Source organism: Mycobacterium colombiense (genome assembly GCF_001672755.1).
Classification (GTDB): domain Bacteria; phylum Actinomycetota; class Actinomycetes; order Mycobacteriales; family Mycobacteriaceae; genus Mycobacterium; species Mycobacterium colombiense_C.
This window is the reverse complement of the sequence record NZ_LZKI01000172.1, coordinates 1-15,845: the sequence shown is the minus strand read 5'-3', so window position 1 is coordinate 15,845 and position 15,845 is coordinate 1. Positions and strand designations below refer to the sequence as shown.

At 70.1% G+C, this 15,845-nt stretch carries 13 protein-coding genes, 1 tRNA gene and 1 pseudogene; 8 read left to right on the top strand and 7 right to left on the bottom strand.

Going from position 1 to position 15,845, the window contains the following annotated elements:
• Nucleotides 1-2,044, top strand: a 2,044-nt coding sequence (gene topA, locus A5708_RS22460; RefSeq protein WP_065030734.1) for a type I DNA topoisomerase, incomplete at its 5' end; no start/stop codon positions are given.
• Here the strand turns inward: topA and A5708_RS22455 are convergent.
• The gene (locus A5708_RS22455; RefSeq protein ID WP_155766142.1) at nucleotides 2,045-3,673 is read right to left on the bottom strand and encodes an adenylate/guanylate cyclase domain-containing protein; all 1,629 of its coding nucleotides are present in this window, start codon (nucleotides 3,671-3,673) and stop codon (nucleotides 2,045-2,047) included.
• 154 nt (nucleotides 3,674-3,827) lie between these two features.
• Between A5708_RS22455 and A5708_RS22450 the strand changes: the two genes are divergently transcribed.
• On the top strand, nucleotides 3,828-5,036 hold the full coding sequence (locus A5708_RS22450; protein WP_155766141.1) for a DNA polymerase III subunit delta': 1,209 nt from the start codon (nucleotides 3,828-3,830) through the stop codon (nucleotides 5,034-5,036).
• Nucleotides 5,037-5,090: 54 nt separating this feature from the next.
• A tRNA-Thr gene (locus tag A5708_RS22445) sits at nucleotides 5,091-5,166 on the top strand.
• Between the two features lie 5 nt (nucleotides 5,167-5,171).
• Here the strand turns inward: A5708_RS22445 and A5708_RS22440 are convergent.
• Complete coding sequence (locus A5708_RS22440) at nucleotides 5,172-6,989, bottom strand: hypothetical protein (protein WP_155766140.1); 1,818 nt, start codon at nucleotides 6,987-6,989, stop codon at nucleotides 5,172-5,174.
• On the opposite strand from A5708_RS22440, the gene A5708_RS22435 reads away from it, so the two are divergent.
• Nucleotides 6,955-7,899 carry an NAD-dependent epimerase/dehydratase family protein gene (locus tag A5708_RS22435; RefSeq protein ID WP_155766139.1) on the top strand — a complete coding sequence of 315 codons (945 nt, stop codon included), beginning with the start codon at nucleotides 6,955-6,957 and terminating at the stop codon, nucleotides 7,897-7,899. The genes A5708_RS22440 and A5708_RS22435 overlap by 35 nt on opposite strands.
• Here A5708_RS22435 and A5708_RS22430 read toward each other — a convergent pair.
• The 3 genes from A5708_RS22430 to A5708_RS22420 are packed head-to-tail and all read right to left on the bottom strand — an operon-like array spanning nucleotide 7,896 to nucleotide 10,236.
• The gene (locus A5708_RS22430) at nucleotides 7,896-8,237 is read right to left on the bottom strand and encodes a DUF2304 domain-containing protein (protein ID WP_065030730.1); all 342 of its coding nucleotides are present in this window, start codon (nucleotides 8,235-8,237) and stop codon (nucleotides 7,896-7,898) included. The two genes, A5708_RS22435 and A5708_RS22430, sit on opposite strands and share 4 nt — an antisense overlap.
• The gene (locus A5708_RS22425) at nucleotides 8,234-8,932 is read right to left on the bottom strand and encodes a glycosyltransferase family 2 protein (RefSeq protein ID WP_065030729.1); all 699 of its coding nucleotides are present in this window, start codon (nucleotides 8,930-8,932) and stop codon (nucleotides 8,234-8,236) included. Before A5708_RS22425 ends, A5708_RS22430 begins: the two co-directional genes overlap by 4 nt.
• 35 nt (nucleotides 8,933-8,967) lie before the next feature.
• A complete protein-coding gene (locus tag A5708_RS22420) occupies nucleotides 8,968-10,236 on the bottom strand; it encodes a hypothetical protein (protein WP_065030728.1) in 1,269 nt (422 codons plus the stop codon).
• A 128-nt stretch (nucleotides 10,237-10,364) separates the two neighbouring features.
• On the opposite strand from A5708_RS22420, the gene A5708_RS22415 reads away from it, so the two are divergent.
• Entirely contained in the window at nucleotides 10,365-11,453 is a 1,089-nt protein-coding gene (locus tag A5708_RS22415) for a DUF475 domain-containing protein (protein ID WP_065030727.1), read from the top strand.
• Here the strand turns inward: A5708_RS22415 and A5708_RS22410 are convergent.
• Nucleotides 11,450-12,142, bottom strand: a complete 693-nt coding sequence (locus A5708_RS22410) for a hypothetical protein (RefSeq protein ID WP_065030726.1) — start codon at nucleotides 12,140-12,142, stop codon at nucleotides 11,450-11,452. The genes A5708_RS22415 and A5708_RS22410 overlap by 4 nt on opposite strands.
• A gap of 76 nt (nucleotides 12,143-12,218) precedes the next feature.
• The gene (locus tag A5708_RS22405) at nucleotides 12,219-12,707 is read right to left on the bottom strand and encodes an inorganic diphosphatase (protein WP_065030725.1); all 489 of its coding nucleotides are present in this window, start codon (nucleotides 12,705-12,707) and stop codon (nucleotides 12,219-12,221) included.
• Between the two features lie 107 nt (nucleotides 12,708-12,814).
• Between A5708_RS22405 and dacB the strand changes: the two genes are divergently transcribed.
• From dacB to tilS, 3 genes and pseudogenes are all read left to right on the top strand, one after another.
• Entirely contained in the window at nucleotides 12,815-14,200 is a 1,386-nt protein-coding gene (dacB, locus tag A5708_RS22400) for a D-alanyl-D-alanine carboxypeptidase/D-alanyl-D-alanine-endopeptidase (protein ID WP_155766138.1), read from the top strand.
• The gene (locus A5708_RS22395; protein WP_065030735.1) at nucleotides 14,197-15,258 is read left to right on the top strand and encodes a zinc-dependent metalloprotease; all 1,062 of its coding nucleotides are present in this window, start codon (nucleotides 14,197-14,199) and stop codon (nucleotides 15,256-15,258) included. The genes dacB and A5708_RS22395 overlap by 4 nt, the downstream gene beginning before the upstream one ends.
• Nucleotides 15,237-15,791 (top strand): annotated as a pseudogene (gene tilS / locus A5708_RS22390) (tRNA lysidine(34) synthetase TilS); the annotation flags it as partial. The gene A5708_RS22395 and the pseudogene tilS, both read left to right, overlap by 22 nt.
• Nucleotides 15,792-15,845 lie beyond the last annotated feature (54 nt).

Here is a 15,845-nt window from a genome sequence, read left to right as displayed (position 1 = left end):
GCAGCTGCGCAAGGCCAACGAGGTCACCGTTCTCGACGAGGCGAGCGCGACGCAGCTGGCGGCGGGCCTGCGCGGCGCCCAGCTCAACGTCGCGTCGGTGGAGGAAAAGCCCTACACCCGGCGCCCCTACGCGCCGTTCATGACCTCGACGCTGCAGCAGGAAGCCGGCCGCAAGTTGCGGTTCTCCTCCGAGCGCACGATGAGCATCGCCCAGCGGCTGTACGAGAACGGCTACATCACCTATATGCGTACCGACTCCACCACGCTGTCGGAGTCGGCGATCAACGCCGCGCGCACCCAAGCCCGCCAGCTCTACGGCGCCGAATACGTGTCGCCGTCGCCGCGGCAGTACACCCGCAAGGTCAAGAACGCCCAGGAGGCCCACGAGGCCATCCGCCCCGCGGGTGAGACGTTCGCGACCCCGGACGCGGTGCGCCGCGAACTCGACGGCGACGAGTTCCGCATCTACGAGCTGATCTGGCAGCGCACGGTGGCCTCGCAGATGGCCGACGCCCGCGGCACCACCCTGAGCCTGCGGATCAACGGCCAATCAACGGCGGCCGGCGCCCAAAGAGAAGTCGTATTCTCGGCCAGCGGCCGCACCATCACGTTCGCGGGCTTCCTGAAGGCCTACGTGGAGACGGTGGACGAATTGGCCGGCGGCGAGGCCGACGACGCCGAGAGCCGGCTGCCGCAGCTGACCCAGGGCCAGCGGCTGGACGCGATCGAACTCACCCCCGACGGCCACGCCACCAACCCGCCGGCACGCTACACCGAGGCGTCACTGGTCAAGGCGCTCGAAGAGCTGGGCATCGGCCGCCCGTCGACGTACTCGTCGATCATCAAGACCATCCAGGACCGCGGCTACGTGCACAAGAAGGGCAGCGCGCTGGTGCCGTCCTGGGTGGCGTTCGCCGTAACCGGTTTGCTGGAACAGCATTTCGGCCGCCTGGTCGACTACGACTTCACCGCCGCGATGGAAGACGAGCTCGACGCCATCGCCTCGGGACAGGAACGACGCACCGACTGGCTCAACAATTTCTACTTCGGCGGCGAGCACGGGGTGGCCGACTCGGTGGCCCGCTCCGGTGGTCTGAAGAAACTCGTCGGCGTCAACCTGGAAGGCATCGACGCTCGAGAAGTCAACTCCATCAGGCTCTTTGACGACGAGCAGGGCCGGCCGGTCTACGTCCGGGTGGGCAAGAACGGGCCGTACCTGGAGCGCATGGTGACCGGCGACGACGGCGAGCCCAAGCCGCAGCGGGCCAACCTCAACGACTCGCTGACGCCCGACGAGCTGACGCTGGAGGTGGCCGAGCAGCTGTTCGCGACGCCGCAGGAGGGCCGCGTGCTGGGCGTGGACCCGGCGACGGGTCACGAGATCGTCGCCAAGGATGGCCGTTACGGGCCATACGTTTCCGAGGTGCTGCCCGAGCCGCCGCCCGGCGACGACGACGGCAGCGCCGCGCCGGCGAAGAAGGGCAAGAAGCCCACCGGTCCCAAGCCGCGCACCGGATCGCTGCTGCGCACCATGGACTTGCAGACGGTCACGCTCGAGGACGCGCTACGGCTGCTCTCACTGCCCCGGGTGGTCGGTGTCGACCCCGCCTCCAATGAGGAGATCACCGCGCAGAACGGCCGCTACGGCCCATACCTCAAGCGCGGCACCGATTCTCGATCGCTGGCGACCGAGGAGCAGATGTTCGACATCACCCTCGAGGAAGCGCTGAAGATCTACGCCGAGCCCAAACGCCGTGGCAGGCAGGGCGCGGCCGCGCCGCCGCTTCGTGAGCTGGGTGCCGATCCGGCGACGGGCAAGCCGATGGTGATCAAGGACGGCCGGTTCGGTCCGTACGTCACCGACGGCGAGACCAACGCCAGCCTGCGCAAGGGCGACGACGTCGCCTCGATCACCGACGAGCGCGCCGCGGAACTGCTGGCCGATCGTCGGGCTCGTGGTCCGGCGAAGCGTCCCGCCAAGAAGGCCGCCCGCAAGGCCCCCGCCAAGAAGGCCGCGGCCAAAAAGGCCGCAAAGCGCAGTTGATCAGTAGCCCGGGCCGATGGCCTCGCCGGACATCTCTTCGGCGCGAGCGTGAGTGGGCTCCGAGTCGGACGTTCCGGCCAGGTGCACCGGGCGCGCCAGTTGGGTGGGCGCCCGACGGCCGCGCAGCTCGACCACCTCGCCGACGTCCCAGCACAGGGCCTCGGCGTCCAGCGCCCCGCTGACCGCGATGGCCGACGCGAGCACGTGACCGGACTCGAGCTTGGCGAGTTCGGTCAGCCGGGCCGCCTCGTTGACCGGGTCGCCGATCACCGTGTACTCGAAGCGGGCCTGCGCGCCGATGTGACCGGCGATGGCCCGCCCGGATGACACCCCGATGCCGAACTCCGCCGAACCGATCACCGGCAGCAGCGCGTCGTGCAATTCCCGGGCCGCGGCCAGCGCGCCGCCGGGTGAGTCGGGGTGTTCGATCGGCGCGCCGAAGATGGCCAGTGCGGCGTCACCCTGGAACTTGTTGACGAAACCACCATGCTTGCCAACGGTTTCCACGACCACCCGGAAGAACTCGTTGAGCAGGTGGACGACCTCGGCGGGCGGCCGGGTCGAGGCCAGCTGGGTGGAGCCGACCAGGTCCACGAACAGCACCGCGACATCGCGCTCCTGGCCGCCCAGCTCGGTGCCGCGCTCCAGCGCCCGGCGGGCCACGTCCTCGCCGACGTAGCGGCCGAACAGGTCACGCAGCCGCTGCCGCTCGGACAGGTCGCGCACCATGTCGTTGAAGCCGGCCTGCAGCAGGCCGAGCTCGCTGGCGTCGTAGATCTGCATGTGCGCGTTGTAGTTTCCGCGCTGCACCTCCGACAGCGCCCAGCGCAGCTGGCGCAGCGGGTCGGCGATCGACATGGCCACCAGCAGCGTGCTGACCAGTCCGATGCCCAGCGCCGCCACCGCCAGCAACAGGATGGGGGTGAACAGCTTCTCCGGCGTGGCGTGCAGCAGCGAGATCTTGTCGGCGACCACCGCCAGCACGATCGCCAGCACCGGCACGGCGGTGGACAGCATCCAGGTCAGGATCTGTCGCAGGATGACGCCGGGCGCCTTGACGTTCTCGGGCACCCCGCTGCGCAGGGCGGCCACCGCCACGGGCCGCAGCACCCGCTCGGACTGCAGGTAGCCGATGATCGAGGTGGCCGCGGCGCCGAGCCCGGTGGACACCGCCACCACGGGCGCGGCGAACCGGGCCACCGACCAGCTGGCGATGATGAACACCACGCTGCCGATGGCCCAGGCCACGATGCTGATCAGGGTGCGGTAGAACGGCATTCGCAGCGCGCGGCTGCGGGCCAGTTCGGTGGCCGCCGGGTCCGCCTCGGCGAGCATGTTGTCGCGGCGCTGCCACCGGAACACCGGCATCAGCAGCCGCAGCGTCACGGCCAATCCGGTGAGGAAGACGACCACCAGTGCGGTGGCGAAGATCGCCAGGTTCAGGACCGGCAGATCCTGCAACTGGATGCGGTCCTCGGGCGGCAGCGCGTAGCGCAGGAAGCCGAGCACGAACAGGGCGCCGATGATGTCGGCCTGCAGCATGCTGAGCGAGAACAGCGGCCACGGCGTGCGCATCACCCAGCGGACGAATGCGCTGATCCGCCCCGGTAGTGCCGCCGCCGTTGTCACTAACCCACCGTATCGGTCACCGCCGACCTCCCGGAAACTTAATAGAGATCTCGGCAGGTCGTCCGGGTACCCTCGCCGACGCCGAAGATAACGGAATGGTCGCGGTACGGTGGCCGTTCGGTATCTGTCGGCACCGCCACTACTGTTACCGATGATGTCCGGGGTGTTTACGCGGCTGGTAGGCCAGGACGCGGTGACGGCCGAGCTGCTGTCCGCCGCCAGAGCCGCGCGCGGTGACTCAGGCCACAGTGGCGCGGGCGCCGGGACTATGACACATGCCTGGCTGATCACCGGTCCGCCGGGTTCGGGGCGGTCGGTGGCGGCGTTGTGCTTCGCCGCCGCGCTGCAGTGCACGTCAGACGGGGAGCCGGGCTGCGGGCGCTGCCACGCGTGCACGACGACCATGGCCGGCACCCACGCCGACGTGCGGCGGGTGATTCCCGAAGGCCTGTCCATCGGCGTCGACGAGATGCGGTCGATCGTGCAGATCGCGTCGCGACGCCCCGCCACCGGGCACTGGCAGATCGTGGTGATCGAAGACGCCGACCGCCTGACCGAGGGCGCCGCCAACGCCCTGCTGAAGGTGGTCGAGGAACCGCCGCCGTCGACGGTGTTCCTGCTGTGCGCGCCATCGGTGGACCCCGAGGACATCGCCATCACCCTGCGTTCCCGGTGCCGGCATGTGGCGCTGGTGACGCCGTCGACCGAGGCGATCGCGCACGTCCTGGTCGACAGCGACGGCCTGAGCCCGGACACGGCGAGCTGGGCGGCGTCGGTCAGCGGCGGCCACGTGGGGCGGGCGCGCCGGCTGGCCACCGACCCCGAGGCCAGGGAGCGCCGGGAGCGGTCGTTGTCGCTGGTGCGCGACGCCGCAACCCCGTCGCGGGCCTACGCCGCCGCCGAAGAGCTGGTGGCCGCGGCCGAGGCCGAGGCCATCGTGCTGACCGCGGACCGCGCCGAGGCCGAGACCGAGGAGCTGCGCACCGCCCTGGGCGCCGGCGGCACCGGCAAGGGCACTGCGGGCGCGATGCGCGGCGCGGCCGGGGCGATGAAGGACCTTGAGCGACGGCAGAAGTCGCGGCAGACCCGCGCCTCGCGCGACGCCCTGGACCGCGCGCTGATCGACCTGGCGACCTATTTCCGGGACGCGCTGATGACCTCCGGCAACGCCGGGGCGGTGCGGGCCAACCATCCCGATATGGCCGAGAAGGTCGCGGCGCTGGCCGCGCACGCCCCACCCGCGCGGCTGCTGCGCTGCATCGAAGCGGTGCTCGAATGTCGCGAGGCACTGGCGATCAACGTCAAGCCCAAGTTCGCCGTCGACGCCATGGTCGCCACCATCGGCCAGGAACTGCGCGACTGATTTCGTGGTGCCAGCCCGCCTGCCGTAGACTCGTGCCGCCCGGCGTGCGGGTATGCCGCCTTAGCTCAGTCGGTAGAGCGATTCACTCGTAATGAATAGGTCGGGGGTTCGATTCCCCCAGGCGGCTCCATAGCTTCAAGCAGGCGCCACGAAGCCCACCGGGCCCGACGCGATGCACAACGCCAGCGCGGTGGTGTTGGCGCGCACGGTGATCGCGTCACCGGCGCCCGGCAGCCGGGCGAAGACCCGGTTGAGTCCGGGGTGCAGCGGCACCTTGACCTCGGGACCCTGCGTCATCTTCAACGTCATCGAGCCGTCGCTGTTGGCGAGGTAGTTCAGTTCGACGGTCCAGTCGGCGGGTAGCAGCGGGCCGTCGAGGACCAGGCGGGCCGGCTTGTCCGGCTGGGCGAAGTAGCCGCACTGCGGCATCGGCCCGGGCACGATGGTCCGCACCCAGGTGACTCGCGCGTTGATCAGCCGGCCCGACCTGTCGAACATGCGCAATTGCGTTGTCGCGGGCGCGAATTCGGGCCTATCCCGCAGCAGCGCGAACAGGTGGCTGGCCAGATTCTCCGGTGCGGCCACCCGCTGCAGCACCAACGGATCGACCTCCTGGTCCAGCAGTGGCGGGTCCGAGGCGGCGTGGGCCGCGGCCAGAGAAGCCCGGGCGTTGCGCAGATACGGCTGCGCGGGGTTGTCGCGCCAGCTGGTCAGGAAGGTCGCCGTCGAGTACAGGCTGCTGGCCGCGAACAACACCGCCAAAGCCGCGACCGCCGCGGTGCGTTTCGGCGAGGCGTCCAGCAAGCGCGGCCCGGCCTGCCGGGTGGGGGCACACAACGCCACGGCGGCCAGCAGCGCCAGCACCACCACCAGATCCGGCAGGTAGCGCAGCGTCTGCGCGAGTTCCAGCGCGGTCTGCCTCGACGACCGCATCAGGTAGATCGGCACCTGGCAGGCGACGGTGTAGCCGACGGCGATCAGCCACACCGGCCCGATGCGCTCCTTGCGCACCAGCGACACCGCCAGGATTGCGGCCAGCACCAGCCAGCCCAGCGCCATCACCGACGGCGGGGGCGTCGCCCAGGGCGACGCCGGCGCCCACCGGTCCCAGTGCCACGGCCCGCCGGCGAACCCCGGCACGACGCCGTGCGTGATCGAGCGCATCAGCAGCTGCCCCGTCATCGACAGGTCCGAACTCCACCGCTGCTGGTTGACCACCGCCAGGTACAGCGCGATCCAGGCCGCGGTGAGGGCCAGCGCGGCGATCCACAACCGCAGGCCGGCCCGCCACACCGTCGCCAGCGCCGACGCCAGCGTCCGATCGCCGGTGACATGACACAGCAGCGCGGTCACCGCGAACGCGACGAACGGGATCACCGCGGCCTTCTCGAAGAACAGCAGCCCGCCGAAGTAGACCAGCACCCCGGTCACGGCGTACCGCTGTTTGCCGGTGCGCACCAGCAGGATGGCATCGGCGCATACCCAGGCCAGCGCGGCCAGCATCGGCAGCGAGTTCAGCGCCGCCGCCCACCACGCGAATCCGGGCACCGCCAACGGCGTGAACAACGCGAACGTGAACGGGATCAGCAGCACCGGCCGCCAGCCCAGGATGACGTACAGCGCGCGCAACAACGCCAGCGACGCCAGCAGTTGCAGCACCAGCAGGCTGACCGCCGGCCAGGTCCAGTTCAGCGGCGCCAGCCGGATGATGGTGCCCGCGACCAGAAATGCCCCGGGCATGACGTGCCCGTCGTGGTCGTCGAACAGATATGACGGCGCGAGCAGGTTGTGGGTGCCGGCCTTGCCGATGAGGATCAGGTCGTCCCAGTAGAAGTAGCCGCCGAACGCCAGCACCGCGCGCACCGCCAGCTGCACCGCGATGAGCGCGGCGGCCGCGATCGCTATGTATGGTGGGCCGGTGCGTGCACTGGTTACCGGGGCGGCCGGATTCATCGGCTCGACGCTAGTCGACCGTCTGTTAGCCGACGGTCATGCGGTGGTGGGGCTGGACAACTTCGCCTCCGGCCGCGCGACCAACCTCGAGCACCTGGCCGACAATCCGGCTCACGTCTTCGTCGAGGCCGACATCGTCACCGCCGACCTGGAGGCCATCCTCGACGAGCACCGCCCGGAGGTGGTGTTCCACCTGGCGGCCCAGATCGATGTGCGGCACTCGGTGGCCGACCCGCAGTTCGACGCCTCGGTCAACGTCATCGGCACGGTGCGCCTGGCCGAGGCGGCCCGCCGGGCTCAGGTCCGCAAGATCGTGCACACCTCTTCGGGCGGATCCATCTACGGCACCCCGCCGCGGTACCCCACCAGTGAGGACGCCCCCACTGATCCTGCTTCGCCTTATGCCGCCGGGAAGGTGGCGGGCGAGATCTACCTGAACACCTTCCGACACCTCTACGGCCTGGACTGCTCACACATCGCCCCGGCGAATGTCTATGGCCCCCGCCAGGATCCGCACGGCGAGGCCGGCGTGGTGGCGATCTTCGCCCAGGCGCTGCTCTCGGGTAAGCCCACCAAGGTCTTCGGGGACGGCAGCAACACCCGCGACTACGTGTTCGTCGACGACGTCGTGGACGCCTTCGTCAGGGCGTCCGGGGACGCCGGCGGCGGGCAGCGCTTCAACATCGGCACCGGCGTCGAAACCTCGGACCGCCAATTGCATTCGGCGGTGGCGGCCGCTGTCGGGGGACCCGACGATCCGGAGTTCGCCCCGCCGCGGCTCGGCGACCTCAAGCGGTCCTGCCTCGACATCGGTTCGGCCGCAGACGTTTTGGGCTGGAAACCGAAGGTTGAGCTATCCGACGGAGTGGCCCGCACGGTGGAGTTCTTCCGGCAGGCGCAGGCCGACTAGCCCGCCTCGGGCGCCTGCGCGGAGTCCATCGCCACCGCCCGGGCCAGCCGCGCGTAGCGCAGCTCCAAGTCCTTGAACCGCATGTAGGTGCTGAGCGTGGTGAAGCAGAACGCCATGATCAGCGCGTACAGCATCAGGTCGGTGCCGCGCCGCACCCCGAACCAGTGCGCCACCACCGTGGTGTCGTCGGGTCGCAGCACGGCGTAGATGCCGGCCAGCACGAACACGACGTAGCCGACCTTGACCCACGCCTTCGACCGCGAATTGCGGCGCGACCGCAGCAGATACACCAGCAGCGCAACGATCGCCCCGATCAGCAGCACCTGGATCCAGTTCATGGAGTCCTCCCTCGCAGGAATCCGTCGAAAATGATGTTGACGCCGTTGAGCAGGGGTTGTCCCTTCGACCTCGAGTACTCGGTGTAGAGCACCTCGATCGGCTCTTCGGCGACGCGCCAATGGTTTTCGTCGATCAGCATGATGAATTCGTTGGCGTGGCTCATGCCACTCATGGTGATATCCAGGCCGTCGGCGACCTTCTTGTTGAACACCCGCAGCCCATTGTTGGTGTCCGTCAGGCCAAGTCGGCGGCCGCGGCGGCTCAACCGCGCGGCGGTCTGCAACACGATCCGCTTGACGAACGGCGGCCTGGCGCCTTGCTGCGTGCCGAACCGGGTGCCGATGACGACGTCCACGTCGCCGGCTCGCAACCGGTCGACCATGGTCGCCAGGTCCTTGACGCGGTGCTGGCCGTCGGCGTCGAAGGTGGCGAAGATCTGGGCCCCCGGCTGCCTGCGGGCGTACTCGACGCCGGTCTGGATGGCGGCGCCCTGCCCGAGGTTGATCGGATGCCGCACCAGGTGGGCGCCGGCCCGCAGCGCGATCTCACCGGTGTCGTCGGCGCTGCCGTCGTCCACGCAGACGACATGGTTGAACACGGAGCGCACATCGGCGACCACCTCGCCGATGACAGCTGCTTCGTTGAAGGCGGGAATGACGACCCAGACGACCGAATAATGCGTTTCAGTACCCATCTAAGCCCACAAGGTACACGCTGGTGCAGGTCATATCAGCCGGTAGAGCGCGCGGCGCGCGACAGCGCCAGCAGATGGACGCCGATCCCCACCACCGGGCCGCACAGCAGCCCGACCACGGTCCGGGTCTGCAGGGACAGCGGCAGCAACAGCAGCAGGCCCGACGCGACCGTGGCGCTCACCCAACCCAGCGAGTAGGCGCGGTGCAGCGCGGCGGCCACCGCCGCCGCCCCGGTCAGCGTCAGCATGGCGATCGCCACCGCGGCCGCGGTCAGCCACGCCAGCAGGGCGCTGCTGGCGTGGTACTGCGCCCCGAACGCGACCCGCAACAGCCACGGGCCCACCACGCCCGCGGCCACCACCCCGACCGCGCCGATCGCCCCGACGATCCCCGCCGGGCCCAGCAGCGCGCGAATCCGGTCGCTGCGCTCGTCGACGAAATGGGCAATCAGGTTGCCCTGCATGGCCGTCAGCGGCACCAGTAGCGGCGCGCGGGTCAGCGTGACGGCCAGGATGATCACCCCGCCCTGCGCGCCGAGCTCGGCGCTGGTCAGCTTCAGCAGCACCGGAAATCCCATCACCAGGATGGCGCTGGCGCCGGCCGCGGTGATCGAATGCGCCGCGCCCCGTAGGAAGGTCGCGGTGCCGCCCGGGGTCAACAGGCGGGCGGTGGCCCTGGTGGCCGGCGAGGCCACCAGCAGGAGCAGCCAGGCGACCGCGCCCGCCACCGTCGCCCACAGGAAGCCGACCAGTCGCCAGCCCAGCGCCACAGTGGCCGCGGCCACCAGCACCCGGATGACGGCGTCGGTCACCATCAGCGCGCCGTACCGGGTCCACTGGTTGGTGCCGGCCAGCATGCCCAGCAGGGTGGCGTGCACGCAGAACCCCGCCAGCCCGACGCTCAGCAGCGCCACCGACAGCAGCCGCGACTCGACGAACACCCGCCCGCTCCACAGCGGGGAGCTGCCGGCGATCAGGACGGCCGCGGCAATCCCGACCAGCATCGCGACGCGCATCGGGTGGGTGCGGGGCTCGCCCGTCGCCGGCAGGGCGGCCAGGTTGCTGATGTAGGGGGTCGAGCGGACTTCCCGGGTGGTTTCCTGCAGCAGGCCGTTGGCCGCGCCGGTGACCAGTCCGAAAGCCCCCCAGAACACGCCGAATATCGAGAACCCGCTCGGCGCCAGGTCACGAGCGGCCAGGTAGATCACCGCGTAACCGCACAGCGCCGTCATGGCGGTGGCGGTGCCGACCCGGGCCATGCTGCCGCGCGCCACCGGCCCCTGCGAGGCGCTGATCTCGGTCATCGGGCCCGTGGCGCTTTCGGCCGACTGCCCCGATGTTTCGCCACAATTTGAAAATTCTATGCGGCCCGCAGCGATCTCCCCTCGCGGCGATCCGGTTCGCTAGTGTGATCGGCTGTCGGAAAGGATCCATGTCCGCTTTGCGCACCTTCGGGATCTCGCTGGTGGTCACCGCGGCGGCCCTGTGCCTCGGATACGCCTACGGCGGCTTCAAAGGTCTCTATCTGCTGCTGGTGCTGGCCGCCCTCGAGGTGTCGCTGTCGTTCGACAACGCCATCATCAACGCCTCGATCCTGAAGCGGATGAGCCGCTTCTGGCAGCGGATGTTCCTGACGATCGGAATCCTCGTCGCGGTGTTCGGCATGCGACTGCTCTTCCCGCTGCTCATCGTCTGGGTGACCGCGGGGCTCGAACCGGTGCGCGCGATGGGGCTGGCGCTGCATCCGCCGCCGCACGGCGCGCTCGAGTTTCCGGACGGCTCGCCCAGCTACGAGAAGCTCGTCATCGCCGCGCACCCCCAGATCGCCGCGTTCGGCGGCATCTTCCTGTTGATGCTGTTCCTGGATTTCGTCTTCTATGACCGAGACATCAAGTGGCTCAAATGGATTGAGATCCCCTTCGCGCGCATCGGCCGGCTGGGGCAGGTATCGCTGGTGGTGGCCGCGCTGGCGCTGGTGCTGGTGGGCACGCAATTGACGCACTCGGGCGACGAGGCGGCCACGGTGCTGACCGCCGGACTGTTGGGCATGGTGACCTATCTGGTGGTCAACGGATTGAGCCGGGCATTCCGGCCGGCCGACACCGACACCGAAGCCGGCACGGCCGGCGCGGCGACGCGCTGGGCCGGCCTGGCCCTGTTCGGTTACCTCGAGGTCCTCGACGCCGCCTTCTCCTTCGACGGCGTCACCGGCGCGTTCGCCATCACCTCCGACCCGATCATCATCGCGCTGGGGCTGGGGCTGGTCGGCTCGATGTTCGTCCGGTCGATCACCATCTATCTGGTCCACCAGGAGGCCTTGGGCCGCTACGTCTACCTGGAACACGGGGCGCACTGGGCAATCGGGGCGCTGGCCGTGATCATGCTGGCCTCCATCGAGCCCAAGTTCGAGGTCCCCGAGGCCGTCACCGCCTCGGTCGGCGTGGTCTTCATCGCGGCGTCGCTGGGCTGGAGCATCCTGCGCAATCGCCGCGATGCCCGCGCCGGGGCCCAAGCGGTCTAGGCCTCGATCTGCCCGGCGATGCGCTGTTCGATGGCGGCCCGGGCGGGGGCGGGAAGCGCGATCAAACCGTCGAGCTCCTTGGTCGCCCGCGCGTAGGCGTTCTGGCGCTCCTCGCGCGTCGCCGCGTCGTCGTTCGCCAGGTGCAGCAGGTTCTGGGCGCGCGCCAGCCGCTGCTGGTCGTCGGCCGAGAAGTCGCTGCGCCGCCGCCGGATCGCCTCGGCCTCGGCGATCTCGAACGCGCTGAGGTACTCGTCGACGGCATCGCGGTAGTCCAGCAGCGCATCCCGGTCGCCCACCAGGGCGTCGGGCGGTTCCGGCCGCAGCAGGTCGGCGCGGCGCTTCGCCTTGTGGAACGCGATGGTGAGCGGGTCGCGCATGTTGGTCATCAGCGGGAAGTCCAACAGCTTCGCGATGTCGACCTCGTAGTCGAACCACCGGGCATCGGTACGGTCATGCGCGGCAACGAGCTTGGCGAGTTCCCGGCGGTCGGCTTCCTCGTGGGTCCGCCCCCGCCCGGATGCCTCGGCCACCGCGATCTTGGCCTGCTGCTTCAACCGGTAGCGCTCCATCCGGCGCTCGGCTCGACGCTCGTTGGCCGCGCCGATGGCCCGAAGGCCGCCGCCGATCGCACCGCCCAGCGGGAAAACCAGCCACCAGAAATTCGCCGCGAAATGCAGCACCGGGGTCACATCGCCAGGATGCCACCGAAAATCCCGCTGCGGCGCGGGCGCGATTACGCCGAAAGCGTCAACGCGGCGGTGTGGTTCAGTGCCCTTCGGCCTTGAACCGCTCGATCGAGCGCTGGATCTCCGCCTCGGCCTCTTCGCGGCCGACCCAGTCCGCGGCCTTGACGAACTTGCCCGGTTCCAGGTCCTTGTAGTGCACGAAGAAGTGCTTGATCACGTCCAGCTCGAACTCCGGAACGTCGCCGATGTCCTGGATGTGCTCCCAGCGGTGGTCGCCGGCCGGCACGCACAGCACCTTGTCGTCGCCGCCCTTTTCGTCGGTCATCCGGAACATGCCCACCGGACGGGCCTCCACGATGACGCCGGGGAACACCGACTGCGGCAACAGCACCATCGCGTCCAGCGGGTCGCCGTCCTCGCCGAGGGTGTCCTCGATGAAGCCGTAGTCGGTCGGGTAGGCCATCGCGGTGTACAGGTAGCGGTCCAGACGTAGCCGTCCAGTCTCGTGGTCGACCTCGTACTTGTTCCGCTGGCCCTTTTGGATCTCGATGGTCACGTCGAATTCCACCGCGTCGACTCCTTGTCTTTTAGGCAGGCCAATTTTGCTCTGCTACACCCTAGTCGAGCGCATCGCCGCCGATTCGGCAGAATGGGTTGGAGACAGTCAGGAGAGTGATGGCCCGTACTCGCTGGCAAAAATCCACCCCAGTGCTCATCGGGTTGGGCGTGCTGGCGTTCGTCGTCGCCGTGGTGGCGGCGGCGACGTTCTTCACCACGACCGGACACGGCGCCAACAGCGCGCATGCCCCGATCCCACCGCCGCACGCGCCGACGGTGAAGCCGGGCATGGTCCCGGTGAGCGACACCGCCGAGCTACCCAGCGGACCCGGCGTCGCCGCGATGCTGGCGCCGGTGGCGGGCGACCCCAACCTGGGCCGGCTGGGCGGACGCGTCACCGACGCCATCACCGGAAAAGAGCTGTGGCAGATCGGCGACGACGTGCCGCTGGTGCCGGCGTCGACGAACAAGGTGCTCACCGCGGCCGCGGCCTTGCTGACGCTGGACCGCCAGGCCCGGATCAGTACCCGCGTGGTGGCCGGAAGCCAAAACGCGCAGGGCCCCGTCGTGCTGGTGGGCGCGGGCGACCCGGCGCTGTCGGCGGCCCCGCCCGGCGTGGACACGTGGTACCGCGGGTCGGCGCGCCTGTCCGATCTCGTCGAACAGATCCGCCGCAGCGGCGTGACACCGACCTCGGTGCAGGTGGACACCTCCGCGTTCAGCGGGCCGACCATGGCGCAGGGCTGGGACCTCGCCGACGTCGACAACGGCGACATCGCGCCGATCGAGTCGGTGATGATCGACGCCGGACGCATCCAGCCGTCGACGGTCAACTCGCGGCGGACCCGGACCCCGGCCCTCGACGCCGGTCGCGAACTGGCCAAGGCGCTGGGCCTGGACCCCAACGCGGTGACGACCGCCACCGCGCCGTCCGGCGCCCGGCAGCTGGCGGTCGTGCAGTCGGCGCCGCTGGTCCAGCGGCTGTCCGAGATGATGGACCACTCCGACAACGTGCTGGCCGAAAGCATCGCCCGCGAGGTGGCGGCCGCCATCAACCGGCCGCGCAGCTTCGCCGGCGCCGCCGACGCGGTGACCAACCGACTGACCACCGCGCACGTCGACACGGCGGGTGTGGCGCTGCTGGATTCCAGTGGGCTCTCCGTCGACGACCGGCTGACGGCCAAGACGCTCGACGGCGTCCTGCAGGCCGCCGCGGGACCTGACCAGCCGTCGCTGCGGGCGCTGCTGGATCTGCTCCCGATCGCCGCCGGCAGCGGGACGCTGGCCGATCGCTTCACCGACGCCTCCACGACGCAGGGCCCGGCGGGCTGGTTGCGGGCCAAAACCGGCTCGCTGACCGCCATCAACGCGCTGGCGGGGGTGCTCACCGACCGCAGCGGCCGGGTGCTCACCTTCGCGTTCGTCTCCAACAACGCCGGCCCGAACGGCCGCAACGTGATGGATGCCCTGGCCACCCGGTTGTGGTCCTGCGGGTGCTCATGACGCCGTCGTCGGACCTGACGCTGGGTACCGCCGTCGACTGGCGGTTCGCGGCCACCGTCGGGCGGCGGCTGGCCCGTCCGGGTCCGCCGTCCAGCGACTACACCCGGCGCCAGGTGATCGACGAGCTCGCCAACGCGTCCACCAAAGCCGAACCGCTGGTGCGTGACGTCACCGGGCTGGTCACCGACGGCGCGGTGCCGGCCGCGCGCATCGTCGACCGCCCGGACTGGATCGCCGCGGCCACCGAGTCGATGCGGGTCATGATGAACGGCGCTGAGAAGCCGCACGGGTTTCTCACCGGCCGCGTCACCGGCGCGCAGACCGGCGCCGTCCTGGCCTACGTGTCCTCGGGCATTCTCGGCCAATACGACCCGTTCGCCGCCAACGACGGGGCCAGAACCGGCTGCCTGCTGCTGGTCTATCCCAACGTCATCGCCGTCGAGCGGCAGCTTCGGGTTCAGCCGTCCGATTTCCGGCTGTGGGTGTGCCTCCACGAGGTGACCCATCGCGTGCAGTTCACCGCCAATCCGTGGCTGCCCGACTACATGTCGCAGGCGCTGGGCCTGCTGACCCGCGACGCCGGTGAGGACATGGGGCAGGTGATCGGCCGACTCGCCGACTATGCCCGCAACCGCGGCGCCGGAACGCCGGAATCCGACGCCAACTCGTCGGGCATTCTCGGGCTGGTTCGCGCGGTGCAGTCCGAACCGCAGCGGCAGGCGCTGGACCAGCTGCTGGTTCTGGGCACCCTGCTGGAGGGCCACGCCGACCACGTCATGGATGCCGTCGGGCCGATGGCGGTGCCGTCGGTGGCCACCATCCGCCGCCGGTTCGACGAGCGCCGCCACCGCAAGCAGCCCCCGCTGCAGCGGTTGTTGCGCGCGCTGCTGGGCCTCGACGCCAAGCTCAGCCAATACACCCGCGGCAAGGCGTTCGTCGACCACGTGGTCGGCCAGGTGGGGATGGCCCGGTTCAACGCCATCTGGACGGGCCCGGACACGCTGCCGCTGCCCACCGAGATCGAAGAACCCCAGCGGTGGATCGACCGGGTGCTGTAGGCCGGCTGCGCGCGGCTGTCGAGGCGTTCGTCAAGACCCACCTCGCCACCGTCGAACAGTGGTGCGTGGCGCTGTCCGGCGGTCCCGATTCCCTGGCCCTGACCGCGGTGGCGGCTCAGCTGCGGCCCACCACGGCAGTGATCGTCGACCACGGCTTGCAATCCGACTCGGCGGCGGTCGCCGAGGCCGCCCGGGCGCAGGCCATCGCGTTGGGATGCGTTGGGGCTCAAGTGGTCCGGGTGCAGGTGGGCAACCGGGGCGGTCCCGAGGCGGCGGCGCGCGCGGCCCGCTACGCCGCGTTGAGCGCCTATCACACCGGCCCGGTGCTGTTGGGGCACACGCTCGACGACCAGGCCGAGACGGTGCTGCTGGGGCTGGGCCGCGGGTCCGGAGTGCGCTCGATCGCCGGGATGCGCCCCTACGACCCGCCGTGGTGCCGGCCGTTGCTCGAGGTCCGGCGCGCCGCCACCCACGCGGCGTGCGCGGAGCTGGGGCTGACCCCTTGGCAGGATCCGCACAACGCCGACCGCCGAGGACGTCCTCCAGCAGCGGCAGCACCTCGGTGCGCAGCCGGGTTCGGGTGAAGC

Excerpts from the sequence above, each read along its gene's own strand:
- A5708_RS22395 (WP_065030735.1), top strand. The coding sequence starts at position 14,197 with ATGACGCCGTCGTCGGACCTGACGCTGGGTACCGCCGTCGACTGGCGG.
- dacB (WP_155766138.1), top strand. The coding sequence starts at position 12,815 with ATGGCCCGTACTCGCTGGCAAAAATCCACCCCAGTGCTCATCGGGTTG.
- A5708_RS22450 (WP_155766141.1), top strand. The coding sequence starts at position 3,828 with ATGTCCGGGGTGTTTACGCGGCTGGTAGGCCAGGACGCGGTGACGGCC.
- A5708_RS22420 (WP_065030728.1), bottom strand. The coding sequence starts at position 10,236 with ATGACCGAGATCAGCGCCTCGCAGGGGCCGGTGGCGCGCGGCAGCATG.
- A5708_RS22430 (WP_065030730.1), bottom strand. The coding sequence starts at position 8,237 with ATGAACTGGATCCAGGTGCTGCTGATCGGGGCGATCGTTGCGCTGCTG.
- A5708_RS22440 (WP_155766140.1), bottom strand. The coding sequence starts at position 6,989 with ATGAATCCGGCCGCCCCGGTAACCAGTGCACGCACCGGCCCACCATAC.
- A5708_RS22425 (WP_065030729.1), bottom strand. The coding sequence starts at position 8,932 with ATGGGTACTGAAACGCATTATTCGGTCGTCTGGGTCGTCATTCCCGCC.
- A5708_RS22415 (WP_065030727.1), top strand. The coding sequence starts at position 10,365 with ATGTCCGCTTTGCGCACCTTCGGGATCTCGCTGGTGGTCACCGCGGCG.